The sequence below is a fragment of the Paenibacillus sp. JNUCC 34 genome, assembly GCF_058269055.1.
In genome coordinates, this window is record NZ_CM177770.1 from 1,169,460 (window position 1) to 1,195,513 (window position 26,054).

The window sequence follows — 26,054 nt, forward strand, 5'->3', positions numbered from 1 at the left end:
AACATTCCTAACTGCCTATATCCCAAGAATCATCACAGGTGGAACGGAATTCAAGCACCGCATTTGAGGAGGACGAATCATGACAACTAATCAGACAATTGACAACTTGTCCATTGCTACAATTCGGACACTGGCTATTGATGCCATCGAAAAAGCTAAATCCGGTCATCCCGGCATGCCGATGGGTTCAGCACCTATGGGTTACCAACTGTTTGCCAAAACGATGAACCATAACCCGGACCAACCTACATGGATTAACCGCGACCGTTTTGTATTATCCGCAGGTCACGGATCGATGCTGTTATACAGCCTGCTTCACCTGAGCGGATATGATCTTTCCATTGAAGATCTGAAGCAGTTCCGTCAATGGGGCAGCAAAACTCCGGGCCACCCTGAATTCGGCCACACCGCTGGTGTTGATGCAACGACAGGGCCACTGGGTCAAGGTATTGCAATGGCTGTTGGTATGGCTATGGCTGAAGCTCACATGGGCGCAGTCTACAATAAAGATAACTTTAAGGTCGTTGATCATTTCACGTATGGCATTTGTGGTGACGGTGATTTGATGGAAGGTGTGTCTGCTGAGGCAGCTTCTATGGCAGGTCACATGAAGCTAGGCAAGCTGATCATGCTTTATGATTCCAATGATATTTCACTTGATGGTGAATTGAATCTTGCATTCTCTGAAAATGTAGCACAGCGCTTTGAAGCATACGGTTGGCAAGTACTTCGCGTAGAAGACGGTAACGATCTGCCTGCGATTGAGAAAGCTATTACGGAAGGCCAGGCTGACCTGAACCGTCCGACTCTGATCGAAGTGAAGACCGTTATCGGTTACGGAAGCCCGAACAAGCAAGGTAAAGGCGGTCACGGCGGTACTCACGGATCTCCGCTCGGATCTGAGGAAGCCAAGCTGACAAAAGAATTCTACAAGTGGGTTTATGAAGAGGATTTCTATGTTCCAGAAGAGGTTCGTGAGCATTTCGGACTTGTAAAAGAGCGCGGAATTGCATCCTTTAAAGCATGGGAAGAGCAGTTCGAGAAATACAAAGCAGCTTATCCTGAGCTTGCAGCACAGTTTGAACAAGCTGTATCCGGCGAGCTGGCTGAAGGCTGGGATAAGGATCTGCCGAAATACACGACGGAAGATAAAGCGGTATCTACCCGTATTGCTTCCGGTAAAGCTCTGAATGGCTTGATTGAAGGCGTACCGAATTTATTGGGCGGATCTGCCGACCTCGAGAGCTCCACAATGACACATCTGAACGGCCTGGCTTCTTTCACAGCTAACAGCTACGAAGGACGTAACGTTTACTATGGAGTTCGTGAATTTGCAATGGCAGCTGCTATGAACGGTGTTGCTCTCCACGGCGGACTTAAAATTTTCGGCGGCACATTCTTCGTATTTACGGATTATTTGCGTCCGGCTGTACGTTTGGCTGCGATTATGAAGCTGCCAGTAACTTATGTATTGACACATGACAGTATTGCAGTTGGGGAAGACGGCCCGACTCACGAACCGATCGAGCAGCTTGCATCCCTGCGTATTATTCCAGGTCTGACTGTTATCCGTCCTGCGGATGCGAACGAAACGTCAGCTGCATGGGCTTATGCTGCAGAGAACCAGGATCGTCCTGTAGCACTCGTATTGACTCGTCAAAACTTGCCAATTCTTGAAGCTACGGCTGATAACGCACGTGAAGGTATCAAGCGTGGTGCTTATGTTGTAGCTGATGCGAAGGAAGGCAAGGCACAGGCGCAGATTATTGCGACAGGTTCCGAAGTTCAACTGGCTGTGAAAGCACAAGAAGCGCTTGCTGAGGAAGGCATTCAGGTTCGTGTGATCAGCATGCCAAGCTGGGATCTCTTTGATCAGCAGGATCAGGCTTACAAAGATTCTGTTCTACTGCCTGACGTGAAAGCTCGCCTTGCTGTGGAAATGGCTCATCCGTTCGGATGGGAGCGTTATGTTGGAGATAAAGGCGCTATTCTGGGCATCTCCACGTTCGGTGCTTCGGCTCCTGGCGATCGTGTGATTTCAGAATATGGCTTTACAGTAGAAAATGTGGTTAGCCGCGTGAAATCGCTGCTCTAATCACCATAACGTTCAACATCATGATTGGATAGACATCGACACCCGCAAATGTTGCGGGTGTCGATCTATATATACATATTTTGAGGGGAGAGAGTCGGTCATGATTTGTGGGCTTCGATCGCTTTCTCGGCAGTATAAACGGGTTCAGGACAAAGAACCCTGAATCCGTATTATGCTACGATATTTTGGTGTTATTTCCTACCGGACTCCTCGGGAATATCGACGATAACGCCTTTGTATGACGGATCATGATTGTCCAGTTCTACTCCACCGCCAGCGAGTGTAGCTTTGCTGTTAATCAGACTGTAATAGGTTTCACCGACAGGGTAGTGAAAGCTAAATTGGGCAATAATCCAGTCTTTAACGTTTGGCTGTGTTCCGATTTCTTTCTTGAAACCAGCCGGAAGAAAGAATAAGTTGCTATGCTTCTTGTTATTGTTATCAACCTTGGCCTGCCATTTTAATTCGGCCGTATTATTGTCAATTTCAAAATAACTGGCAAGATCGTTGTCAAGAATAAAGTATTTATCCCACTCACCTCTAGGGAAGTAATAGTTGAAACTTTGCATTTCCATATAAGTCCTCTCAAGCTCTGCTTGAGGAAGCTTCGATATGTGCGGAACCATTATAGCTGCATTCCGTGCGGTGGAAAGATCCTTGCTCTTTAAATCGGCAATCGTCTCGGAACGGGGCTTGGTTACATATGCGGCCTTGGCAGGACCATTCCAGTATACCTTTGCGCTGAATGCATCAGCTACGGCCCGCAACGGAATCATCATCTTTCCTTTGTGGAGAAACGGTGCGACCTTTAAAGTTAGTTTTGTGTCATTGTTTTGAAGTGTTTTGCTGCCAGCAGATATAACAATCTTGGTGTCTTTACCGGTGATGCTTACCTGCTTTTTCACCTTGTCGTACTGGTAGTGATAGTCTCCGAGCCCTTTAAGGTCGGTTAGAGTGACGAAGATGTTTCCTTCTCGGACCAACACCTCTCCGTAGGCTTTATCACTGTTAATGTAGGCCATAGGAGCTGAAACGGAAACCGTGGTTGAGGCAGCTTCCACTTGTTGGGTGTTGAACGAGGGCGTCAAAATTGCTGCTAGGACGGCAGCTGTAGCCAGTATTTTGAGTCTTTTGAATTTCATGATGGTAATTCCTCCCTTCGGTGTGTTTAACGTTATATACCAGAAAAAGTTGCAGCATTAATATATATCCGGATAATAAAAAGCCTCCTCGATGTCATTCCTTGAAATACAAGGAGTGACATCGAGGAAGGCAGGTGTAAGCCTGTCATGATTACTGTTCTTTTTGTCCGCCGATGGTCTGACCGATCCAGGCTTCGTAACATTTCACGACAGCCGAGAGATCCTCTTCCCCGTAACCTTCACTTGCACCTGCTTGAAACAGGCTTTTTGCCAGGTTCAACATAGGTGAAGGCATGCCGATTCCGTCTGTAAGAGAAGAGGCAAGTTTCAGATCTTTGAGCATCAGGGCGAGAGAAAATTGGTTGCTGAAATCACCTTCAATGATTTTACGACCTTTCAGATCTGCGGCTTTACTTGCTGCCGATCCAAGCTGAACGAGCTCCAGGAAGTTGTCAGCCGGGATACCGGATTTGGCTGCAATGGCAAACCCTTCGGCCAAGGCAAGGTTGTTGATCCCGACCATCGTGTTATGGGCTAGCTTGGCTACAGCACCGCTGCCGTTCGGCCCCATGTGAATGACCTTTTTGCCGAGGGTATCGAACACATCAGCTTGAGCTTCGATCACGGCTGCATCTCCACCGACCATAAATACGAGGGTGCCGTCGATAGCCGCTGGCTTGCTGCCCGTGACAGGTGCATCAAGGAAGGAAGCACCTTGAGCCGATACCGCCGTAGCGATTTCCTTAACGAGGTCCGGTGAGATGGTGCTGCAGTCGATGACGGTCATGCCTTCGGATAATGATGAGAGGATGCCGTTCTCGCCATAAAAAACGTTACGTACGGAGTCATCGTTGCTCACCATCGTAATGACAACGTCGGCTCCTTCCGAGGCTTCTCGCGGGGTTGGGGAGGTAGAAGCCCCTTGTTCTGCGAGCGGGCGGCATTTCTCATCTGTACGGTTGTATACCGTTACTTCATAATCTCGTTTAAGCAGATTGGAAGCCATGGGAGCACCCATGGTGCCAAGGCCTATAAATGCGATTTTTTTCATAAATATCACCTTCATATGTAATTTCTTCGAACGCGTTAATCTTAACACGCGACTATGGTATATTCCACACCTCGATGCTGCGGAGCGGGCAGGTGTTTTATACCATATCGATAAACTTGACAGTTCGGAGGCGAAACTTGATCACTCCAGCAAATTAAAGTATTCTATTATAAATGTTGACTCTCTCTACAAGACAAGACAAATCAGGAGGCTGTAAACTAATGTCGAAAAAAGTTAAGTTTGACTACAGCAAGGCTCTATCTTTTTTTAACCAGCATGAGATCGATTATTTGGCTGAGCCGATCCGTCTGGCTCATGATCAGTTACATAATCAAACCGGCGTTGGCTCGGATTATCTTGGATGGATCGACCTGCCGACTCAATATGATAAAGAGGAATTCGCACGGATCCAGAAGGCTGCTGCGAAGATTCAAAGTGATTCTGAAGTTCTGATCGTCATTGGTATCGGCGGTTCTTACCTCGGTGCTCGCGCAGCTATCGAAATGCTGTCCCACTCCTTCTACAACGTACTTCCGAAAGATAAGCGCAAAACGCCGGAAATTTATTTTGCAGGTAACAATATTAGCTCCACTTATGTAAACCACCTGCTTGAAGCTATTGACGGCAAGGACTTTTCCGTGAACGTCATCTCCAAATCCGGTACAACTACGGAGCCGGCTATCGCTTTCCGTATTTTCCGTGCAGCACTGGAGAAGAAATACGGCAAGGAAGAAGCACGCAAACGCATCTATGCAACAACCGATAGAGAAAAAGGCGCACTCAAGAAGCTTGCGAATGAAGAAGGTTATGAATCCTTTGTTATTCCAGACGATGTGGGTGGACGTTATTCCGTTCTGACCGCTGTAGGTCTGCTGCCGATCGCTACAGCAGGTATCAATATTGAAGAAATGATGCAGGGTGCAGCTGACGCCTCCAAGGAATACAGCAACCCGAACGTAGCGGAGAATGAAGCTTATCAATATGCAGCTGTCCGTAACGCTTTATACCGCAAAGGTAAAGGCATCGAAATTCTCGTCAACTATGAGCCATCCCTCCATTTTGTTTCTGAATGGTGGAAACAGCTGTATGGCGAGAGCGAAGGCAAGGACTATAAAGGTATTTATCCGGCGTCAGTGGACTTCTCCACCGATTTGCACTCCATGGGTCAATTTGTTCAGGAAGGCAGCCGAAATATTTTCGAAACCGTCATTCAGGTGGAAAACGTATCGAGCCACATTACGATTGAATCCGATCCAGATGATCTCGACGGTCTTAATTTCTTGACAGGGAAAACGATGGATTTTGTGAATAAAAAAGCGTTCCAAGGTACGATGCTGGCACATACAGACGGCCAGGTTCCTAACTTGATTGTTACAATTCCAGATTTCACTCCCTATTCTTTTGGATATCTGGTATACTTTTTCGAAAAGGCCTGCGGAATTAGCGGTTATCTGTTAGGTGTGAACCCGTTTGACCAGCCGGGCGTGGAAGCGTACAAGAAGAATATGTTCGCTTTGCTTGGCAAGCCGGGTTACGAGAAAGAAAAAGCAGAGCTCGAAGCCAGACTTTCCGAATAACACCATCTAACACATTAGACAGAACAGCTGAAGGAAGCAGTTTTCCGGTTTATTTATGCCGGGAACTGCTTTCTTGGCAATAAGGGGTTGAAATCGGCATATGCTGGAACGTTACAAAACGGTGAGGTCAACGGGTTCGAAAGAGATTGTCATTAAGAAATCCCGGTTTATCGGGCATGTTATGCCAGTGGAGACCGAGGAGTCCGCGGTCGCATTCATTGAGGAAATGAAGAAAAAGCATTGGAATGCAACACATAACTGTTCCGCTTATATGATTGGGGAACGGGATGAGATCCAGAAGCAGTCAGACGACGGAGAACCAAGCGGAACGGCAGGTAAGCCGATTCTCGAGGTGATCCGAAACCAGGGGCTCAAAAATGTAGCCATTGTTGTGACACGTTATTTTGGCGGTATTATGCTCGGGGCAGGTGGATTGATCAGAGCCTATACCGATGGTGCTGTCGCGGCCATTGAGGCTGGGGATTCCATCACCCGTGTGCTTCACAGGGAAGTATTTGTTGAACTGGATTATACTTGGCTGGGCAAGGTGGAGAACGAACTACGGAGTCGGAACACCCGAATGGGTGAGACGATGTTTGCAGATAAGGTTACACTGACTTGTCTGCCTCTGAATCAGGAGAAAGACATTTTCATCGAATGGATGGTGGATTTAACTCAGGGACAGTCCGTGATTACGGAGGGAGAGCGGTTCTATTTTATTGAAGGGGAATAAATGATATGGCAAGAAGAGCGGTAGAACGGGAGTTGTCAAGGGAGCGTATATTGGAAGCGGCCAGGCATTTGTTTATTACTAAAGGATACCGGGCCATCTCGATGCGGAGCATCGGGCAGCACCTGGGTTACAGCCACGGGTCCTTATATTATCACTTTAAGGAAAAGGCGGAGCTTTTCTACGCCATTGTCATGAAAGACTTCAACGATCTTGCCTTATTGCTGAATGAAGCAGCCGGAAAAGCACCTAGTGATGGAGTATCTAAGCTGGAACAGCTTTTGCTTGAATTCGTCCGGTTCGGAATGAACAATCCCTATCAGTATGAAATCATGTTTATGATCAGGGATGAAGAGCTGCTTGCTTACTGTCGTTCTGAGCAAAGTCGCTGCTTCGATATGTTCTCGGCACTAGTTCGTCAGCATTTGCTTGATAATGTTCATTGTGAGGAGGAGAGACGTAACTTGCCCCTCACCTTGTTTTTGTCGATACACGGCTTCGTTTCGTTTTATATTCAGGACAGGATTAGCTTTGAGGAGATTAAGCCAGCCGCCGTCTCTCATGTAAAAGTACTGTGCCGAAGTTTATACAGCAGAGTGTAACCCCCGCTTAAATGTGTAATGGGGCGAGTTTTTTTAAGCTTGTACTTCACCGAATTACTTCGTTCTAGCGTTGAAACGTCAATTTCCTAATGAATTAAAGACAGGAGCCAGCTTTGAAACCGCTGCCTGTCTTTTTTTTGTCTCGGTCCGTCAAACTCGCAGAAATAAATCCCCGAATAAGTCCAAAAGATGGATTGACGACCATAATCTCCTTTTGGTAAAGTGTTTATAACATTAATACCAAGTATACTAATGGGTAATATGAGTTTAAAGTTGACCGGACTGTCCGGAGGCAGGAGGTACGAATCTTGACAGCGCTGATCCGTCATAAAGGTTGGATGTGGGGATTTAGAAGCACGATTTTGCTCTATTTTGGCGTACTTGTTGTCCTTCCGGTTTTAGGAGTATATGTGCAGTCATTTTCCGCCGGATGGGAGCATTTTGCGGCCAGTCTGCTCGATCCGATCGCATGGAAAGCTGTTTTACTAACTTTGAAGCTGGGATTCATCTCTGCGCTAATCAACATTGTGGTCGGCACAATGGTTGCATGGGTGCTGACCCGGTACCGTTTTCCCGGCAGGACGCTGCTGAACAGTCTCGTTGATTTACCGTTCGCTTTGCCGACGGCGGTGGGTGGACTGATGATCCTGCTTCTGCTTGGGCCAGGCAGTCTAATCGGGCAGGCTGCGGAAGGTCTTGGTTTTGAAATTGTGTTTCATCAGCCCGCTATTGTGATTGCCATGGTCTTTGTGACTTTTCCATTTGTTATACGTGCAGTTCAGCCACTTCTAGAAGAACTTGAGCCTTCCCAAGAAGAAGCGGCTTACACGATGGGGGCTTCAAAGGCCCGCACTTTCATTCGTGTGATTCTTCCATCCATGAGCCCGGGAATTATTAGCGGCGGGATGCTGGCTTTCTCCAGGGCAATCGCGGAATTCGGGGCCGTTGTACTGGTAGCTGGCAACATTCCGGGACGAACACTCGTGGCGTCTGTCTTCATCTACGGTGAAATAGAAAGTGATAATCCAGCCGGTGCGGCGGCGGTATCTGTATTGCTCCTTACCCTGTCTTTTATCGTCCTATGGATTATGAACAGGGTGCAGCAGAGGAGGGGACGGGCGTGAGAAAGTTAACAATTGGACTTACGTATGCTGTGTTCTTCATTCTTCTGATTGCTCCTCTGTCCAAAATCGTGACAGAGTCATTCAGCGGCGGGTTGGTCGGATTGGGTAAGGCGCTAGGCAGACCTGAGGCGATCCACGCACTGCTGATGACGGGATCTATCGTCGTGATTGTGACAATGCTGAATACCCTGTTCGGCATTATGTTGGCCCTTTATCTCGTTCGGGCGAGTTGGCTCAGCGTGAAGATCAAAAGCTTGCTGAACAGCATTGTTGATCTTCCATATGCGGTGTCACCCGTCATCGGAGGTCTGATGATCGTACTTATTTTGGGACCGGACAGTATTATCGGAGGATTTCTTGAAGGAGCCGGCTTTAAGGTCGTATATGCTTTCCCCGGCATGGTCATTGCAACGCTGTTTGTTACCTTTCCGCTGATGGTTCGTGAAGTTATGCCCGTTCTGCAGGAAATCGGTTCGGACCAGGAGCAGGCAGCCTCGACGCTTGGTGCATATGGCTGGATGACCTTTTGGAAGGTAACCTGGCCTATGATCCGTTGGGCCGTTGTTTATGGGATGGTACTGACAATTGCCCGCTCACTGGGAGAGTTCGGTGCTGTTCTCGTGGTTTCAGGAAACATCATGAATAGGACGCAAACCGCAACAACCCTCGTATATCAGGATGTTGAGAATTTTAATGTTGCGGCAGCGAGTGGGGTTGCCTTGGTGCTGGCTGCTTTTTCAGCGGGCCTCTTGCTCTTGATGGAATGGGTCAAAAAGAGAAAGGAAGTGCATTGATATGCATGTGCAAGTTCGTGATCTGAACAAACATTTCGGTACCTTTCATGCTGTGAAGGATGTCAGCTTCGATATTGAAAAGGGGCATTTAATCGGACTTCTCGGTCCAAGTGGCGGCGGCAAAACGTCTATTCTACGCATGCTGGCAGGACTCGAAACCCCTGATTCCGGTCAAATCTGTTTCCATGGTCAAGTTGTGAACGACATACCGCCCCAAGAACGCGGCATCGGGTTTGTGTTTCAGAACTATGCGCTGTTCAAGCATATGACGGTATTCGATAATATCGCATTCGGATTGAAGGTGAAGAAGGCTCCCAAGGCCAAAATAAAAGACCGGGTGATGGAGTTGGTGGAATTGACGGGACTTAGCGGATTTGAACGCCGTTATCCCCACCAACTGTCCGGTGGACAGCGTCAGCGAGTTGCCTTTGCCCGGGCTTTGGCACCAGAGCCGCAGCTGCTTCTGCTCGATGAGCCTTTTGCCGCCATTGATGCAAAGATCCGTCAGGAACTTCGTTCATGGCTCCGGGAATTGATTGAACGAGTAGGCATTACATCTATTTTTGTGACTCATGACCAGGATGAAGCGATTGAGGTAGCTGATGAGATTATGATTATCAATCAGGGTCGGGTAGAACAGAAAGGGACACCGTGGGATATTTACAAGGAGCCGACAACACCATTTGTTGCGACCTTTATCGGCGAATCCACCATTGTGGAGAAAGCATCGGATTTGAAAGGATTTGATTCTATCGCGAACGGACCACAAGCACGTGCGTTAATCCGTCCTGAATATATCGAGATCGGCGGAGAGCATGAGTTTCCTATCCTTTCGGCCACCGAAAAGGGTATCGTCAAACATTTGCATTTTCGCGGAAGTGAATGGCTTGTTGAGGTTGAGGTGAACGGACTGAAGCTGATAACTTACCGTTCCTTGGAGAAAGAAACGCTGCAGCCCGGACAAGACGTTCGTGTGCTTGTACATCGTGCTTATTTGTTTAACGACGAGAGCAGCTGGATTGAGGAGAACCGGCTCAAGGTTGATCCAATGCCGATCATGATCTGATATGTGAGGGAGGAAGGAGAAGGGAGAAGATGAGGAAACGGTATCGGTTGGTAAAAGGTTCATATAGCATTAGGATGGGCATGATGCTTCTCCTGCTTCTCCCGTTGCTGGCGGGTTGTGCAGACAGCCATGTGAATGAAAAGACGGCATCTGCACAACCCGGTGAACGGATACTGGTCATTGGCGCTTACAGCGTGGCCCGGGATGCGATGGCAGAAGTTGTTCCTGCTTTTCGGGAGATGTGGCTTGAGCAAACTGGCGAGAGAATTAACTTCCAGGAATCATACGAGGCATCCGGCACACAGGCCCGCTCCATTACAGGCGGCTTTGAAGCAGATGTCACCCTACTGGCACTGGAAGGGGATGTGGATAAGCTGGTGAAATCCGGTCTTGTGAAAAAGGACTGGAACCAGCAGCCTTATGGCGGTATGGTTACCCGCTCGATTGTAGTCCTCGGGACAAGGGAAGGCAACCCGAAGGGAATACAGGATTTCGATGATCTTGTAAGGCCTGATGTGAAAGTGCTGTACCCGAATCCAAAGACGTCGGGCGGTGCGCAGTGGGATATTAATGCGATATATGGTGCGGGCCTTAAACGCTCCGAAGATCAGGGAAGCAAGGATCCTGCTGCGGCAAAGGCATTTCTGGAGCAAGTGCACCGTAACGTGGAATCTCTCGACAAAAGTGGCCGTGCCTCGATGGCGGCGTTTGAATATGGCGTGGGTGATGTGATCGTCACGTATGAAAATGAATTGCTGGCGCGGATCGCTCAAGGTATAAAGTATGACATCGTCATTCCGGAATATACGATGCTGATCGAGAATCCCGCTGCTGTCGTTCACCAATACGCAGAAAAGCATGGAACGCTTGATGTGGCGGAGGCTTTTGTGGAATATTTGCATTCACCGGAAGGGCAGCGTGTATTTATGAAATACGGTTTCCGTCCGGTGGAGGAATCTGTGTACCGAGAAGGTGAACAGCAATTTCCACAACCACCCGGGCTATTTGATATAGAATATCTCGGCGGGTGGGAGCATGTTCGTGAGACGCTCTATTCTAAGCGGGGAATCTGGTATCAGGTGTTGGCTGGAATATGATGATGCGTGTAAGGGTAAACTCCAGTTAATCCTCCTAAAGTTACTAAAGTAAATAACGCCCTCTGCCGAGTATGCGCAGAGGGCGTTGTTATTTGTCTTCAATTACTCCGTGCAATAAAGCGGCCCAGTACGAGATAAATTCCGGCATATTGTTGTACTTAGTGCAATAAAGCGGTCCAGTACGAGACAAATTCCGGCATATTGTTGTACTTAATGCAACAAAGCGGCCCAGTGCAAGTCAAACTCCCGCCTATTGTTGTACATCGTGCAACAATTCGGTCTTCATCGTGCACCACTCTTCCCGCGTTATCCCCATCCGAATGGAGTCATAATATACACCTTCATAGTATCGGCACTGGCGCATACGGCCTTCCAGCTGCATGCCGATCTTCTCGGCACATCGCATCATTCTTGGATTCCCCGACCAGGTTGTAATTCCAACCCGTCCAACCTCCGAATTTTCAAATATGTAATCCACCCATAAGGAGAGGGCATCCGTGCCGTATCCGCCGCTCCAATAATCAGGAGAATAGATGACGATACCTGCCTCCAGCCAGCGAGTGCCCTTGCTCTCCCAGTAATAAGTGACAATTCCAACAATTTGGCCGTCAGCTTCTATGAGCAGGTCATCCGGAAGCTCATCCGAGTCGAAATCGGTTCCCCATTGCTTTAAAAATTTCTCATATGATATGTGATCATGTGGGAAGTAAGGAGCGTCATACTTTTTCCATTCCGGCTTCTCACAACCGTAAATGAGATCGTACAGCACCGGCATATCTTCCATGGCGCGTGTCCGTAGGGTAACTCGTTTTCCTTGTAAGAATACTTGTTTCATCGTGTGAAAAATCCTCCGCTTCATATCAATATCCATTTGGTGAAAATGTCAATTGTTCCTATTTCAACAACCATCAGCTGCATTCCTTTATTTCTGAGTCATGTAAATAAATTCAGTCTGGAGACAACTTCCTTGAAAAAAATAACGTTTATAAATATATGAAAATATAAAGAGCATGTTATGGCTGAAGAGAGAGGAGAAAGACTTTCATGAATAGAAAATGGATTCTATGGGGCTTATGTATACTTCTTGTATTGCCAGCCTGCGGGATAAATGAGTCAACCGATAAACAGCAATCACAGAAAGAGGGACAGGAACTAACACTTGATCCTAAAGAAAGAACAGCTGTCCTCGATAAATTGGATAAAAAAATCGTAGAAGCACAAAATGCATTTGGTCTGCGTCTTCACCAGAAGATATCGAAGCAGGGAACCGAAGACAATGTCATCATCTCTCCATACAGCCTATCTGCGGCTCTGGCTTTGGCCTATAACGGAAGTGCTGGTGATACAGCGAAGGAAATGGAGCGGGTGCTGGGCTGGAGTGATATGGGCCTTGCCAAGGTGAATGATGCCAACCGTCAGCTGAAATCGCTCTTGGAACATGGGGGCGGAGTGACACTGAATATTGCTAATTCTGTATGGATTCAGAACGGATTTGTGATGAAAGAGCCCTACCTGAATGAGGTTAAAGGTGCATACGGCGCAGAAATCAAGATGACGGATTTAAGTCACGACGATTCCGTTAAGGAAATTAACAGCTGGGTAGATCAGAATACAAACGGGAAGATTACCGAACTGTATAATGAGCCGCCACAGGTAAACACTCTCCTAATCAATGCCGTTTATTTTAACGGAGGGTGGATGGATGAATTCGATCCCCAACGCACAAAAGAAGAGAATTTCACATTGGCGGATGGGACCGTGAAGAGGGTTCCTATGATGAAGCAGGAGCGGGGATTCAGTTACAAAGAAAGTGACAAATGGCAGGCCGTGCGTCTTCCATATGGGGACGGACGGATGCATATGCTCGTTGTTGTCCCGAGCAAAGAGTCATCGCTCGATGAACTGCATAAGGAGCTGTGGAAAGACCCTTCGATATGGCAGGACGAGTATTCATTTGAGACGGTGAAGCTGGAACTGCCCCGTTTTAAGGCTGAGCTGTCAGCAGAGCTAACCGATGTGCTTAAGGCAGCTGGAATCCGGAAAGCTTTTGATCCAAAGACGGCTGATTTTAGCGTCATGGCTGAATCGCCATTATATATCGGAAGAGTAAAGCATAAAGTGGTAGTGGATGTAAACGAAAAGGGGACAGAGGCGGCTGCAGTCACATCGATTGATATGCCGACAGATGCAGCACCGCTGCAAACCCCGATTAAGATGATTGCAGACCGACCGTTTTTTTTCGCGATTGAAGACCGGGACACGGAAACCTGGTTGTTCATCGGGTCCGTCACCAATCCCTAGCATATAATGAATGATCAAATATTTTCCATGAAATAGGTAAACTTTGTTATAATGGTCGAATAATAGTAAATTGAACAACAAGGGGAGTATATGATGTGCCTATGTCCATTCCAAAGCCGAATTTATTCATTGGTTCATCCAGAGAAGCCATCAAGTATGCCCGTGCGATTCATGAACAGATCAAGAGGACGGCTCAGGTAACACCGTGGTATGGTGGAACATTCGGGGCCAATGCGTATACGATGGAAGCACTGGAGCGGCAGCTGGAACAAAGTGACTTCGGCGTGTTCGTATTTTCTCCTGACGATGTAGCTCTTATTCGGGGAAAGCATGTTTTCGTAACGAGGGACAACACCCTGTTTGAGATGGGGTTGTTCTGGGGAAGGTTAGGAAGGCGTCGAGTCTTCTGCATCATGCCTGATCAGGTGGAGCCTGACGATCAATTGATTCAGGATGTCACGATAAAAGAATATCATCTTCTATCCGATCTGCAAGGACTTACGCTCTTGGAATACGAGCTGCGGAGTGATCAAGATTATAAGTCGGCGGTGGATGTCGCCTGCGGACACATCATAAACGCGATTGAAGCAGAGTCATTTTTTAATAACCCGACCGAAGTCATCAGGCAGAAGGAAGCGGAGCTAAAGCGTAAGCAAAGTGTGCTCCATTTTTTCTGGGAGTATAATCGTAATGTGCATGTAACGGATCTCTCTGAGAAATATCACGCACTTAGCGAAGCGGTGCGCAATTCTTTGCTTCCGCCTACGCTAGGAGATTTCCGGGTCACCGGAGCCGCGTTTTGGGCGAAATCCGGAAATGATGGAATGGCTCAAATCGGGGGCAATGTAGGAAGAGGACGTTTTTTTTCGTTTAACGTAAATGACAGTAATAGGGGTACCCAGCAGTCGACTTACGTGATAGACGTCTATAATAGCGGTAAATGGGCATTTTATCACGAAGAGGAAGTTGCGCAGGTGTATGTGTTCTGCTATCCTTTAGGTGTAAATCATGTTTTATCGGTTCATTTAACAGGAAATCTAACGCTATCCGACGAAGAACTTGGAGAAGTCGTTGAACATAATCGTGAACTACTTCGAACCATCAGGCATTTAGTTGGAGGGGATTCCATATGAGCAGGAATGAGAAAAAGAAGATTGCAGGAAATCTGGGGTCCGCCAGCAGTCATTGGGTGGTCCGCGGAAGTATTCCTGTGGAAGGTGCTTTGAAACCGCGCGAGCGTTCTGGGAGACGACAGAAGAAATCAAGCATTTATATCGGTCCTTCCGTAGAAGGTACAGACAAGAAGTATGTTAAAGTTATCAGCGGAGCGGTAGATGACAAGAAGCCCTCATTTGCATAATTCATAATGAAACTGCCGGGCTTCCGGTGCGATCATAGATGAGATGATAAGCCGTTCGGCATACTGCCGGCGGCTTTTATTGAAGATTTTCAGAAGCGGGCTTCCTTATAACGCAACAAAAAATAGCCGCTACAAGTGGTCTATTAACTATGAGGTATGTTGATATACGCTTTTTAGATAGGGAGAAGGGGAACAGCATGGATACACTAACTTTTTTAGGCACGGGAGATGCCATGGGGGTACCGCGTGTGTACTGCGATTGCGGGGTATGTACTGAGGCGCGTTCCTCTGGAAATAACCGCCGCCTGCGTTCTTCGGTAATGGTGGAGGACGGACAGAATAGGTTTATGATCGACTGTGGGCCGGATTGGCGGAGTATGATGGAGACAAACGGAATCCGGCAGGTGAACCATATGCTGATCACCCATGCACATTTCGATCATATCGGAGGACTTCCCGAATGGGCTGATGCCTGCCGATGGCTTAGGGTCAAAGGAAGCCTATATGCTCCTCGGGAAGTGCTAGAACAGATCCAGCGGCAGTATCCTTGGCTGTCGAATCATATGATAATAACAGAGGTAGATGACGGCATCACACTTTGCGGTTGGGATATTTCATGCTGGAAGGTGAATCATGGAAAGAATGGCTATTCTTATGCGTATCGGTTGGAGAAGGACAGCTTTTGTTGGGTGTATAACTCAGATTCAATTAATCTGAACGACGAGGAAAAGAAGCCACTATACGATTTGGATCTCTTGGTGCTCGGTACAAGCTTTGTCCATGAGACGGCGGAGTTTTCAACCCGATCTGTGTATGACATGAAGGAAGCAGCTGAACTGTTGGCTGAGGTAAAACCTCGAAAGACTGTATATACTCATATGTCACATGGTGTAGATGTTAATCAGCAGATTGATCTTCCTCCAGGAACGGTTCTGGCTGCTGCCGGTATGAGTGTGAAGCTGTCCCGCTAAACTTAACGTGTCAAAAGACACGCCTTGTCCGAAGCCGATTCATCTCACGATTGAAATCGCGAGTGTTCTCAGCTAATTCATAAAGGAGGCTCGAACCTAGGCATTCAAAACCTTGGATACGAGCCTCTTTTGTTCATAAAATATTTATTATTTATTCCGCGTTCAGCACAAATTTCTCGATTACATGTTTAACGCCATCTTCGTTGTTGCTGAGCGTTATATAATCCGCTAATTGCTTGAGCGGCTCAATAGCATTGCCCATGGCAACACCAAGGCCTGCACATTCCAGCATTTCGTGATCATTCCAGGAGTCGCCAATCGCAATGGTCTGTTCCAAAGCGCAGTCAAAATGATTCGCAAGGAACGTCAAAGCATGGCCTTTCGTACCTTCTTTATGCATGAATTCCAGAAAATATGGTTTGGATTTCGTGATATGCATTTGATCGCCAAGCAGCTCCTGGAATACCGGAATCAGCTCGTCGAGATAAGCAGGATCATCGATGATCAGCATTTTAGGTGTAGGCTGTTCGATCACTTTGATGAAATCAGGTTCAATATAATAAGGCGTGCGATTCAGTGCACAATAATCGATCAGTTTTTGGTTCTCTTCCCGGGAGTATAGCTTGTCATCAATATAAGTCTGCAGATGCAGATTATGCTCCACACAGTACTCATACAGCTTTCTGGCAGCGTCAACGGGAACATAGCGTTCATAGAGAACCTCTTCGTCCAGCAAATTCTTAATCAAAGCCCCTTGATAAGTGATGATCGGCACATTTAGTCCAGTTTGGCGAGCAATCGCTTGTGCGGATGCATAGGCACGTCCAGTCGCCAGTGTTACTACAACACCCTTCGCAACAGCTTGCTCTAACGCTTGTTGGACACCCGGGGTAACTTCTTTATCGTCATTGATGAGTGTGTCATCGATGTCGATAGCAATCAGTTTGTATTGGGTCATGGTTGTCTCTCTCCTTTTTATCTCTATCTTAACTCTATTGTACCGCTTGCGGCGTGGATTTCAATTCGGCCAGGATCATATTGTCCATAGAGTGGAAAGGGTAGACAAAAGGAGGGTTTTTTTGCTATACTAAAATGCCGAACATACATTCCCGTATGTATTACGGCTGAAAGAAATGAACGGGCTCAAACAAGACAACGAGAGAATGAAAGGAAGTCATTTATTATGATGGGAAGAGCCCATTTGGTTATTAGCACCGGCGTCACCTTGTCGGTCATGGGGCTGGCCGGAATTCCCGTTACACTCCCGGCTGCGGCTGCGGCCGCAGTCAGTTCGCTACTTCCTGACATCGATGAGCCGAACTCCATTTTGGTCAGAACGGTCATCCCAACAGGACTGCTGCGTGTGCTTCAGTTGGCATTGATTGTGGGAGCCGTATTTATTTTTTACTACGGACAGGATTATGCTCCGTGGAATCTGGCATTGGCGGGTCTGATTGCCGTCGTATCCTTTCTGCCCGGACGGACGCTGCGTCATATCGTGATGTTTATGATTGGTCTGGGACTTCTTCAGTTCGGCCAAGCCTTCAGTCCGTGGAACACAATTGCCGGTTGCGTACTGATGATTTCCACGCTCGTTTCCCATCGTGGTCTGACACATACTGCATATGCTGCGGCAGGCTGGACTATGCTGCTCTATTTCGCAACAAAAGGAACAGCGGGAGGGGAGAGCTTATGGATTGCAGGTGGAATGTCTTATGCCCTTCATTTGGCCGCCGATATGCTAACGAACAGGGGAATACGACCATTACCCCCGCTGAAATTTAGAGTGAAGTTCAAACTAATGAGCACAGGAAGTAAATGGGGTAACACAGTAGAGAACGTGTGCATCGTGCTCACACTCGTCCTTCTCTTTTATGTATTCATCGCATCCAAATAATACGAACGGGGGGTGTCCCAAAAGGTCCATGACCTGGGACGCCCTTCATGTCTGTTGTAAGACGCTACCTGTAGAATCGTTCCTACTTAAGAAGTGCACAATAGTAAAACCAAGCAGGCCACCCAAGGATCAAGAATGAATCCTCGAGTGACCTGCTTTTTTTGAAAGATATCCCTGTTAGAATCGTGACGTCAGTATTGTTGCTCTACTCCTCTAAAAAGATCAGACCGATCAGGTCATCAAACTCCAGATTGCCGAAGTAATGCTTGACGTCAATGGATGAGAGGGCTTCTCTTACTTCATTCTCTTCGTAACGTCTGCCGCGAAGCGCATTTTCGATATCGGCGACATCGCCTACACCGAAGAAGTCGCCGTAAATTTTTATTTCACCGATATGTCCGTCTTTAATATTCATGCGGATGTCGATAATGCCGACCGGGAATTTTTTCGCGTGTTTCACATTGCTTTCTGGTGATAAGCCATAGTTCCAGTCCCAGTTTTGGTAACGCTCTTTGGAGATTTGATTTATTATTTCCCAGTCCTTCTCTTGAAGAACGTACTGTGGAACCTGATCAGGCTCCATACTAAAAATCGAACGTAGCAGCTCTGCGCGGAACTGTTCAATCGTCATATCCGTACCCAGCAGCTCCTTAATGTTCGCCACCCGGCTACGGACGGATTTCGTACTCTTTGATTTGAATTTTTCCGGGTTAACTTTAAGTGAAGCTTGTACTTTGTCTAGATCCAGGTCGAACATTAAAGTCCCGTGGCTGAACATGCGTCCCCGTGTAGAGAACTGGGCGTTGCCGGAAATCTTTTTCTCTCCGACTTGAAGGTCATTACGGCCGCTGAGCTCAGCGGGAACACCCATTTTTTGAAGGAAATCGATAACGGGTTGGGTAAACTTTAGGAAATTATGAAATGACTGGCCATCGTCCTTTGTAATAAAGCTGAAATTAAGATTGCCGAGGTCATGGTATACAGCACCACCTCCGGACAATCGCCGAACAACCTGTATATTGTTGTCACGGACAAACTCCTGATTGATTTCTTCAATCGTGTTCTGGTGTTTGCCGATGATAATCGACGGCTGATTAATGTAGAAGAGCAAATAGCTGTCTTCCATAGGCAAGTGCTTCAAAGCGTATTCTTCAATCGCTAGGTTAATGGAAGGATCATGGATTCCCTGATTATCGATAAAGAGCATATGTACGCCTCCGTATAGTTTCTTTTCTGGTATAAAGCTTCAGATCTATTGTAAACCAATGTCCGGCTTTAGGGCAAAGGGGGAGGGGCAATTCACAGGCGCATACGAATAAATACGTGAGATATCTATGATGGTTATACAGGCGGAAATAAGGTCCACGGCAAGCGGGGAGCGGCTATTCAATTTTTCTCTGTGAAGTTTCAGGTTGTAAGCCGAGAGGATATTTCATATAATCGTCAAAAGAGAAGTAAGCTTGGCAAAAAAGAATATTCAATACTCGCGAGGTCCTGGAGAATAAGCAAAGCATATGTTTTGCTCCCGGGTTAAAAGGGAAGTCGGTGCAAGTCCGGCGCGGTCCCGCCACTGTGAATCAGGGATATCCTCCATTACTGCCACTGGCCTGAACAGGGTCGGGAAGGCGGAGGTGTCATTTCAACCTGTAAGTCAGGAGACCTGCCCGCGTAATGATCTGACGGTCCTTCGAGGAAAGGATTACGTTTGGCGGACCTAATGTGGGTGATGTGTTGTACTATAGCTAAACTCCCATTAATTGGATGAGGTTCATTGTTTCCGAAACGTAGCCCCTGATTCTTCTGCGGAGAAATCAGGGGCTTTTTTGTGGTTGGATGTAAGGATTTCCGTCAGAAATCAGGTTTATTGAGTACCTAAGGCAAGCCGGTGTTGTTCTCAAACTAGGGTTAGGAGAGAAAATCGATGAAAAAAATAATGAAGTCATGGTCCGCCATGTTGGCGGTACTGATGCTGGTCCTGTCGCTGGCAGCTTGTGGAGGAGAAACAGATCCGAAGGAGGCGACCCCTGCACCAGAGGCTGAACAAGGGCAGAAACCGGAAGCACCTGCCTCTGAAACTACCAAAACGGTTTATCCGTTAACTTTAAAGGATGCTACAGGCGAGGAAATGACATTTGATAAGGCTCCAGCAAAAGTTGTATCGCTGTCTCCTTCTGAGACGGAAAAATTGTTCGCGCTTGGCTTGGATGAAGAAATTGTCGGTGTATCCGAAGTGGACGACTACCCGGAGGCAGCCAAATCCAAGCCGAAAATGGGCGGTTATGATATGGATGTTGAGGCCATTGTTGCTTCAGGCGCGGATGTTATTTTTACAGCGGCGATGAATGAACAGAACGTACAGAAGCTTCGCGACCTCGGAATCAAGCTGTTCGTGAACGACCCTAAGACGATTGCTGAAGTCATGGACAACATTAAGGTAGTTGGAGAGATTACGGATCGTCAGGTGGAAGCTCAAGGCATCGTAGATCAAATGCAGAAGGATATGGACCTCGTGAAAGAAGCGGTTAAATCCGTAAAAGATGAGGATAAGAAAAAAGTGTATGTGGAGTTCTCACCGGGTTGGACGGTAGGAAAGGGCACATATCTGGATGAGATGCTCAATATAAGCAATTCAGCCAATGTGGCTGGCGACAGCGAAGGCTGGTTTGAAATCAGTGAAGAGAAGATTATTGCAGCGAATCCAGATGTGATTTTGTATTCCAGCAATGTCGTGGATGAATCCACCAAAAAAACTTTGGATCAAATCATTAAAGAACGAAGCGGCTGGGATCAGATCGAAGCTGTGAAAAACAATAAGCTGATTAAAATTGATGACAATCTGATCAGCCGCCCGGGACCTCGTGTAACTCAAGGATTGGTTGAAGTAGCGAAGGCGGTCTATCCGGAACTGATGACCCCATGAGTAAAAAACTTGCGGGTTATGGAACGGGTGGGCTCCTGCTCTTACTGCTGACGCTGATCGTCAGCCTCGGCATCGGCTCCGTCCATCTGCCCGTTAAGGATATTGGAGCCATGCTGGTTCATCGATTGCCCTGGATCGGAGACTCGATCACTCCCAACTGGGAAGTAGCTTCCGAGCAGATCATCATGAAGGTGCGACTTCCCCGAATACTGCTCGGTATGCTGGTTGGGGCATCCCTTGCGGTGGCCGGTGCTGCTTTTCAAGGTGTGCTTAGAAATCCGCTCGCCGATCCGTTTACGCTCGGTGTATCCTCCGGTGCATCACTTGGTGCTGCGTTTCTGATCTTCTACGGATTGCAGTACTCTTTTGCGGGTGCCTGGACCCTGCCGATCGTTGCATTTATGACCGGGGCGATCACACTGTGGATTGTGCTGCTCCTCGCCCGAGATCACGGTAAGATACCGACTAATGCATTGATTTTGTCAGGTGTGGTTATGCAGTCCTTTTTAGGAGCGGTAGTTTCATTCTTGACGGTAATGTCACGAGACACGCTAACGGATATTCTATTCTGGACGATGGGAAGTTTAAGCATGCGGGGATGGTCATATATAGCTGTCCTTTTCCCGTATTTTACTGTAGGCTTCTTATATTTGTGGAGCCGGGCGCGTACACTGAATTTGTTGTCTTTAGGTGAACGTCAGGCGGCACATATGGGGCTTAATGTCGATCGTCTGAAGACCAGTGTGCTTATTGTTGCCACCCTTCTAACGGCTGCGGCTGTGTCTGTGTCCGGTGTGATCGGCTTCGTGGGACTGGTTGTTCCTCATATGATCCGTCTCATCACCGGTTCTGATTACCGGATCATCATTCCATTATCGGCATTGGGTGGAGCGATTTTCATGGTCTGGTCCGATACGGCTGCCAGATCCATTCTGTCGCCGACCGAAATTCCGATCGGGGTAGTAACTGCATTTGTTGGAGCTCCGTTCTTTGCTTATTTGCTGTACCGGAACAAAAAGCAGCGTAGGGAGGGAAGCGTATGATCACACTTCAAGACGTAAGCAAGCGCTTTGACCGGGTGAACGCGGTGACCGGTATCGATTGGAACGTAAGTGCTCAGGAATGGTGGGGCATTATTGGTCCGAACGGAAGCGGTAAATCCACGCTGCTGCATCTTTTGTCAGGTGTGGTGTCGCCATCGTCTGGACATTTACAGTTTCGTGGCAGAGAAGTTTCAAGTTATAACAGAAAGGAGCTTGCCCGCTCTGTAGCGGTGCTTCAGCAGGAGGGGCTCGCTCCGTCTGATTTTACAGTGCGCGAGGTTCTGGAAATGGGACGTTACCCGTTTCAAGACTGGATGGGACGGGAGAAGAAAGATTCCGGACCGCTTCTGGATCGTATTATCCGAAAGCTGGAACTGGAAAAATTCGAATCCAGACGGCTTGATCAATTAAGCGGGGGACAGCGCCAACGTGCAGCCCTTGGCAAAGTAATGGCTCAGGAACCTACACTTTTGCTGCTTGATGAGCCGACAACGTATTTAGATATCCGTCATCAGCTGCAATTTATGAACATGGTTGCAGAGTGGCGCGAAGATACCGGTATAACGGTAATTAGCGTGCTCCATGATCTTAATTTGGCGGCTCAGTTCTGTGACCGGCTTCTGGTGCTTCAGGATGGAAAGATCGCGGGAGAGGGAACCCCGGCTGAAATACTGACCGAAGATTTTATCCGGCGAGTATTCCGGGTGGATCCGGCGGTCGTCAGCCATCCTGAAAATGGCGCTCCCCAGGTTCTTCTGACTGCAAACGTCTCTGATTCAAGCGTTCAGGCAGAGATCCATACGGAAGCTGGAAGATGAATCTAGTCCGGGAAAAATGGAAATATTCTATATGTAAGCAAAATTTTAAGACGGCTGATAGCCGTCTTTTTTGTATATATGGAGCATATCTTTTTTTATGAAAAAAATAGATGTCGGATCGGATTTAACGGGTAATGTTTAAAGTGCGTCCGTATTTGGAAATGAATACGTAGTAGCACTTATCAAACAAAAGGGAGGCATCAGGCGATGGAAACACTCTGGATCGTTATCAATGTCCTTGTGCTGCTTCTGCTTATCGGAATATTGTATTGGATGCAAAAAAAACACTACTCGTTTACCAAGCGGGTGTTTGCCGGGCTCGGTCTCGGTGTGCTATTCGGTGCGATTTTGCAGTTCATTTATTCGGCTGACTCGGATATCATAGCGAAATCGTCGCAGTGGTTTAATCTAGTGGGGTACGGGTATGTTCGTCTGCTGCAAATGATGGTCATACCACTAATTATGGTATCGATCATCTCTGCTATTATGAATTTGAAGGGCGGACGCAATCTCGGCAAAATGAGTGGGCTTATCATCGCTGTTCTGATATTAACGACAGGCGTAGCCGCGTCAGTAGGTATTGCAACAACACTTACGTTTGATCTGTCCGCTGAGAATATTCAGGCCGGATCTGCAGAGCACGAACAGGGGGCGCTGCTGGAACAAAAACTGGGAGATGTTTCAGACCAGACTTTGCCGCAGCAAATACTGGAGTTTGTTCCGTCAAATCCGTTCGCAGATATGACCGGTGCCAGAAGATCGTCCACGATTGCAGTTGTGATATTCTCTGCTTTTATCGGCATTGCTGTGCTAGGAATTGACCGGAAGTATCCGGAGCAAGCAGAAACGTTTCGCGGTATGGTCCGCGCCCTTTATGCCGTGGTGATGCGAATTGTAACCTTGATTCTGAGACTGACACCGTACGGGATATTGGCACTTATGGCCAAGACGATAGCAGGAACGGATCTTCAAGTCATTCTAGACCTTGTCGATTTTGTTCTGGCGTCTTATGTAGCGCTAATCGTCATGTTTATTATCCATCTGATTCTGCTGTCCCTGTTCGGATTTAATCCGATGATTTATGTCAGAAAAGCGCTGCCAGTCCTGACTTTTGCGTTTACATCACGCTCCAGCGCCGCATCTATTCCACTGATTGTGCAAACCCAGAATAAGAAACTAGGCGTTCAGGAAGGGATTGCGAATCTGTCCGCTTCCTTGGGAGCCACCATGGGACAGAATGGTTGTGCAGGTATCTACCCTGCTATGCTGGCGGTTATGATTGCACCTACCGCGGGTATCAATCCGATGGACTGGACGTTTATACTCACACTCATTGTTGTCGTAATGATCAGCTCCTTCGGTGTTGCCGGAGTGGGCGGCGGAGCGACGTTTGCCTCTTTGATCGTGCTGTCCACGATGAATCTGCCTGTAGCTTTGGCAGGACTTCTGATCTCGGTTGAACCGCTGATTGATATGGGCCGGACGGCGCTTAATGTCAACGGCTCCATAACTGCAGGTCTGGTTACGGGTAAAGTGATGAAGGAAGTTAATACCGATGTGTATAAGGACCGTAATCAAGATATTGATGTGATGCAGACATAAAACGAAATAAACGAAAAAGCGGCCGCTTCACCGGTATGTTTCGGGAAAGCGGCCGCTTTTTGTGAAATGAGAACTTATCGGCGGCATGCCTAAATCAGAACAGTCAACCGATGACTGTAAGTTGTTTAGGGAAAGAGGTCAGTACTTCGACACCGCTATCTGTAACACACACGTCGTCCTCGATCCGGACACCGCCTACACCCGGCACGTAGATGCCGGGTTCGATTGTAAATACAGCTCCTGGCTGCAGCAAATCTTCATTGAGACCGTGAACCGATGGGTACTCATGCACATCCATACCTAGACCATGACCTAAACGATGCAAAAACGCAGGCCCGTAGCCGGCCTCATCAATAACTTCCCTTGCAGCCTTATCGATTGAACCGTACGTAACGCCAGGCTTTACAGCCTGAATAGCTGCTTCGTTAGCGGACAAAACGGTGTTGTAAATACGTTCTTGCTCGGCATTGATATCCCCGACTGCAAACGTTCGGGTAATGTCTGAAGCATATCCGCCCGCATACACGCCGAGGTCAAACATTAGCAGGTCCCCTGGTTCGATTTGTCGTAGCCCAGGAACGCCGTGAGGCAGGGCTGTGTTGGTACCCGTCAGAACCATCGTATCAAACGAAGGGCCATCTGCACCTAGTCTTTTCATCAAAAATTCCAGCTCGGCAACAAGCTCAATTTCACGCATTCCAATCTTGACCTGCTTCAGACCTTGGGTGAGCACCTCTTCAACGAGAACCGCAGCCCGTTTCATTTTGATGATCTCATCTTCGGACTTCCGCACACGCATCTCACGTAGTACCGGACCTGCATCTTGAAATGCACGAGCTAGTAAAAAATGCTGCAGCTGCTCATATCGGGACACGGTAAGCTGATCCTTCTCAAGTGCCATGGTGCCGATCGTGCCTTTAATTTGTTTGCTCAGCAGTTCATATGGATTGTCCGTATCTTGATGGGTAACGATGTTGTTTATCGATGAAGCGGCTGCTGCTGCGTCACCATCAAGAGCGGGAACGATCAGCAGGGGTTCTTCTCCACGAGTCAGCAAAAGACCGAGAAAACGCTCGTGCGGATCACTGGCGAAGCCTGTTAAGTAATACACGTGTTTGGGATCTGTAATTAACAACAGGTCCCAACCTTGACTGTCCATAGCGTTAGTTAGTTGTTCCAGTCTGACATTCATCCTATTCATTCCTTTCGACCTTGCATCTTGGGCGGTCCTCTTCATATTTAGCGTAGCTTTTTCCGATGTTGATGTAAATAAAAAAAGTTGAAGCCATTTTTATCTTCCTCCGTTAAAATAGATATACTAATAACCACACCATTCGGAGGAATAGACATGGCAATGCATCATTATCAAATCGAGTATGCCGTCAAAGAAGATTTACCGGCCATTGTAGACATTTATAATTCTACTATATCAGGTAGAATGGTCACCGCAGACCTGGAACCCGTCACACCAGAGAGCCGGATTCCCTGGTTCGAAGCACATAATCCGGAACACCGACCTTTATGGGTTTTACGAGCTAATGATGAAATCGCAGCTTGGATGAGTTTTCAATCTTTTTACGGACGGCCTGCTTATCAGGGGACAGCAGAAATCAGCATTTATGTGAGTGAGAAGTACCGGGGCTCTGGTGCTGGAAGCATACTGATCGAGAAAGCACTGGAGGAATGTCCCCATCTGGAAATCAGTAATCTGGTTGGGTTTGTCTTTGGACACAACGAGCCAAGCCTGAGACTGCTTAAGAAATTCGGATTCCAGCAATGGGGCCTGCTTCCTGATGTTGCTGAACTGGATGGGGTGAAGCGTGACCTCGTCATTGTAGGCCGTGCGGTACAGGTTTAGTCATAT

At 47.5% G+C, this 26,054-nt stretch carries 24 protein-coding genes and 1 riboswitch; of the genes, 18 read left to right on the forward strand and 6 right to left on the reverse strand.

The features are described 5' to 3' along the window. The first annotated feature begins 79 nt into the window (after positions 1–79). Positions 80–2,095 carry a transketolase gene (gene tkt / locus AC2TF5_RS05345; RefSeq protein WP_491301183.1) on the forward strand — a complete coding sequence of 672 codons (2,016 nt, stop codon included), beginning with the start codon at positions 80–82 and terminating at the stop codon, positions 2,093–2,095. A 191-nt stretch (positions 2,096–2,286) separates the two neighbouring features. Here tkt and AC2TF5_RS05350 read toward each other — a convergent pair whose 3' ends face one another. Beyond that, a complete protein-coding gene (locus AC2TF5_RS05350) occupies positions 2,287–3,237 on the reverse strand; it encodes a stalk domain-containing protein (RefSeq protein WP_491301184.1) in 951 nt (316 codons plus the stop codon). A 151-nt stretch (positions 3,238–3,388) separates the two neighbouring features. Then, complete coding sequence (locus AC2TF5_RS05355) at positions 3,389–4,288, reverse strand: NAD(P)-dependent oxidoreductase (protein ID WP_491301185.1); 900 nt, start codon at positions 4,286–4,288, stop codon at positions 3,389–3,391. A 221-nt stretch (positions 4,289–4,509) separates the two neighbouring features. Between AC2TF5_RS05355 and AC2TF5_RS05360 the strand changes: the two genes are divergently transcribed. From AC2TF5_RS05360 to AC2TF5_RS05390, 7 genes are all read left to right on the forward strand, one after another. Beyond that, entirely contained in the window at positions 4,510–5,865 is a 1,356-nt protein-coding gene (locus AC2TF5_RS05360; protein ID WP_491301186.1) for a glucose-6-phosphate isomerase, read from the forward strand. 100 nt (positions 5,866–5,965) lie between these two features. Beyond that, on the forward strand, positions 5,966–6,598 hold the full coding sequence (locus AC2TF5_RS05365) for a YigZ family protein (RefSeq protein ID WP_208918052.1): 633 nt from the start codon (positions 5,966–5,968) through the stop codon (positions 6,596–6,598). Between the two features lie 5 nt (positions 6,599–6,603). Further along, the gene (locus tag AC2TF5_RS05370; RefSeq protein WP_491301187.1) at positions 6,604–7,197 is read left to right on the forward strand and encodes a TetR/AcrR family transcriptional regulator; all 594 of its coding nucleotides are present in this window, start codon (positions 6,604–6,606) and stop codon (positions 7,195–7,197) included. A 308-nt stretch (positions 7,198–7,505) separates the two neighbouring features. Beyond that, on the forward strand, positions 7,506–8,321 hold the full coding sequence (cysT, locus tag AC2TF5_RS05375) for a sulfate ABC transporter permease subunit CysT (protein WP_491301188.1): 816 nt from the start codon (positions 7,506–7,508) through the stop codon (positions 8,319–8,321). Continuing rightward, complete coding sequence (locus tag AC2TF5_RS05380; protein WP_491301189.1) at positions 8,318–9,115, forward strand: sulfate ABC transporter permease subunit; 798 nt, start codon at positions 8,318–8,320, stop codon at positions 9,113–9,115. Before cysT ends, AC2TF5_RS05380 begins: the two co-directional genes overlap by 4 nt. A gap of 1 nt (position 9,116) precedes the next feature. Next, complete coding sequence (locus AC2TF5_RS05385; protein WP_491301190.1) at positions 9,117–10,181, forward strand: sulfate/molybdate ABC transporter ATP-binding protein; 1,065 nt, start codon at positions 9,117–9,119, stop codon at positions 10,179–10,181. Between the two features lie 29 nt (positions 10,182–10,210). Then, positions 10,211–11,278 (forward strand): sulfate ABC transporter substrate-binding protein, encoded by a 1,068-nt coding sequence (locus AC2TF5_RS05390; RefSeq protein ID WP_491301191.1) that lies wholly within the window; start codon positions 10,211–10,213, stop codon positions 11,276–11,278. Positions 11,279–11,528: 250 nt separating this feature from the next. Here the strand turns inward: AC2TF5_RS05390 and AC2TF5_RS05395 are convergent, their stop codons facing one another. After that, positions 11,529–12,113: a GNAT family N-acetyltransferase gene (locus AC2TF5_RS05395; protein ID WP_491301192.1), complete on the reverse strand. Its 585-nt coding sequence runs from the start codon at positions 12,111–12,113 to the stop codon at positions 11,529–11,531. 209 nt (positions 12,114–12,322) lie between these two features. Here AC2TF5_RS05395 and AC2TF5_RS05400 point away from each other — a divergent pair, with 209 nt between their 5' ends. The 4 genes from AC2TF5_RS05400 (at position 12,323) to AC2TF5_RS05415 (ending at position 15,910) form a co-directional block, all read left to right on the forward strand. Next, positions 12,323–13,579 (forward strand): serpin family protein, encoded by a 1,257-nt coding sequence (locus AC2TF5_RS05400; RefSeq protein ID WP_491301193.1) that lies wholly within the window; start codon positions 12,323–12,325, stop codon positions 13,577–13,579. 101 nt (positions 13,580–13,680) lie between these two features. Further along, positions 13,681–14,712 (forward strand): TIR domain-containing protein, encoded by a 1,032-nt coding sequence (locus AC2TF5_RS05405; RefSeq protein WP_491302814.1) that lies wholly within the window; start codon positions 13,681–13,683, stop codon positions 14,710–14,712. After that, complete coding sequence (locus AC2TF5_RS05410; RefSeq protein ID WP_208918060.1) at positions 14,709–14,939, forward strand: hypothetical protein; 231 nt, start codon at positions 14,709–14,711, stop codon at positions 14,937–14,939. Before AC2TF5_RS05405 ends, AC2TF5_RS05410 begins: the two co-directional genes overlap by 4 nt. A gap of 197 nt (positions 14,940–15,136) precedes the next feature. Beyond that, entirely contained in the window at positions 15,137–15,910 is a 774-nt protein-coding gene (locus tag AC2TF5_RS05415) for an MBL fold metallo-hydrolase (RefSeq protein ID WP_491301194.1), read from the forward strand. A 151-nt stretch (positions 15,911–16,061) separates the two neighbouring features. Here the strand turns inward: AC2TF5_RS05415 and AC2TF5_RS05420 are convergent, their stop codons facing one another. Next, entirely contained in the window at positions 16,062–16,868 is an 807-nt protein-coding gene (locus tag AC2TF5_RS05420) for a Cof-type HAD-IIB family hydrolase (RefSeq protein ID WP_491301195.1), read from the reverse strand. A 225-nt stretch (positions 16,869–17,093) separates the two neighbouring features. Here AC2TF5_RS05420 and AC2TF5_RS05425 point away from each other — a divergent pair, with 225 nt between their 5' ends. Then, on the forward strand, positions 17,094–17,807 hold the full coding sequence (locus tag AC2TF5_RS05425; RefSeq protein ID WP_491301196.1) for a metal-dependent hydrolase: 714 nt from the start codon (positions 17,094–17,096) through the stop codon (positions 17,805–17,807). A gap of 205 nt (positions 17,808–18,012) precedes the next feature. Here the strand turns inward: AC2TF5_RS05425 and lplA are convergent, their stop codons facing one another. Continuing rightward, on the reverse strand, positions 18,013–19,014 hold the full coding sequence (gene lplA, locus AC2TF5_RS05430; protein ID WP_491301197.1) for a lipoate--protein ligase: 1,002 nt from the start codon (positions 19,012–19,014) through the stop codon (positions 18,013–18,015). Positions 19,015–19,279: 265 nt separating this feature from the next. Continuing rightward, positions 19,280–19,486, forward strand: a riboswitch (cobalamin riboswitch). A gap of 242 nt (positions 19,487–19,728) precedes the next feature. Between lplA and AC2TF5_RS05435 the strand changes: the two genes are divergently transcribed. The 4 genes from AC2TF5_RS05435 to AC2TF5_RS05450 all read left to right on the forward strand — a co-directional run bounded on the left by AC2TF5_RS05435 (position 19,729) and on the right by AC2TF5_RS05450 (position 24,190). Continuing rightward, on the forward strand, positions 19,729–20,727 hold the full coding sequence (locus AC2TF5_RS05435) for an ABC transporter substrate-binding protein (RefSeq protein ID WP_491301198.1): 999 nt from the start codon (positions 19,729–19,731) through the stop codon (positions 20,725–20,727). Beyond that, positions 20,724–21,770, forward strand: coding sequence for a FecCD family ABC transporter permease (locus AC2TF5_RS05440; RefSeq protein WP_491301199.1), 1,047 nt, complete (start codon positions 20,724–20,726; stop codon positions 21,768–21,770). Before AC2TF5_RS05435 ends, AC2TF5_RS05440 begins: the two co-directional genes overlap by 4 nt. Further along, on the forward strand, positions 21,767–22,588 hold the full coding sequence (locus AC2TF5_RS05445; RefSeq protein WP_491301200.1) for an ABC transporter ATP-binding protein: 822 nt from the start codon (positions 21,767–21,769) through the stop codon (positions 22,586–22,588). The genes AC2TF5_RS05440 and AC2TF5_RS05445 overlap by 4 nt, the downstream gene beginning before the upstream one ends. Positions 22,589–22,795: 207 nt before the next feature. Next, positions 22,796–24,190, forward strand: coding sequence for an L-cystine transporter (locus AC2TF5_RS05450; RefSeq protein ID WP_491301201.1), 1,395 nt, complete (start codon positions 22,796–22,798; stop codon positions 24,188–24,190). Between the two features lie 103 nt (positions 24,191–24,293). Here AC2TF5_RS05450 and AC2TF5_RS05455 read toward each other — a convergent pair whose 3' ends face one another. Then, positions 24,294–25,382: a M24 family metallopeptidase gene (locus AC2TF5_RS05455; protein WP_491301202.1), complete on the reverse strand. Its 1,089-nt coding sequence runs from the start codon at positions 25,380–25,382 to the stop codon at positions 24,294–24,296. A 156-nt stretch (positions 25,383–25,538) separates the two neighbouring features. On the opposite strand from AC2TF5_RS05455, the gene AC2TF5_RS05460 reads away from it, so the two are divergent. Continuing rightward, positions 25,539–26,048: a GNAT family N-acetyltransferase gene (locus tag AC2TF5_RS05460; RefSeq protein WP_491301203.1), complete on the forward strand. Its 510-nt coding sequence runs from the start codon at positions 25,539–25,541 to the stop codon at positions 26,046–26,048. Positions 26,049–26,054: the final 6 nt, after the last annotated feature.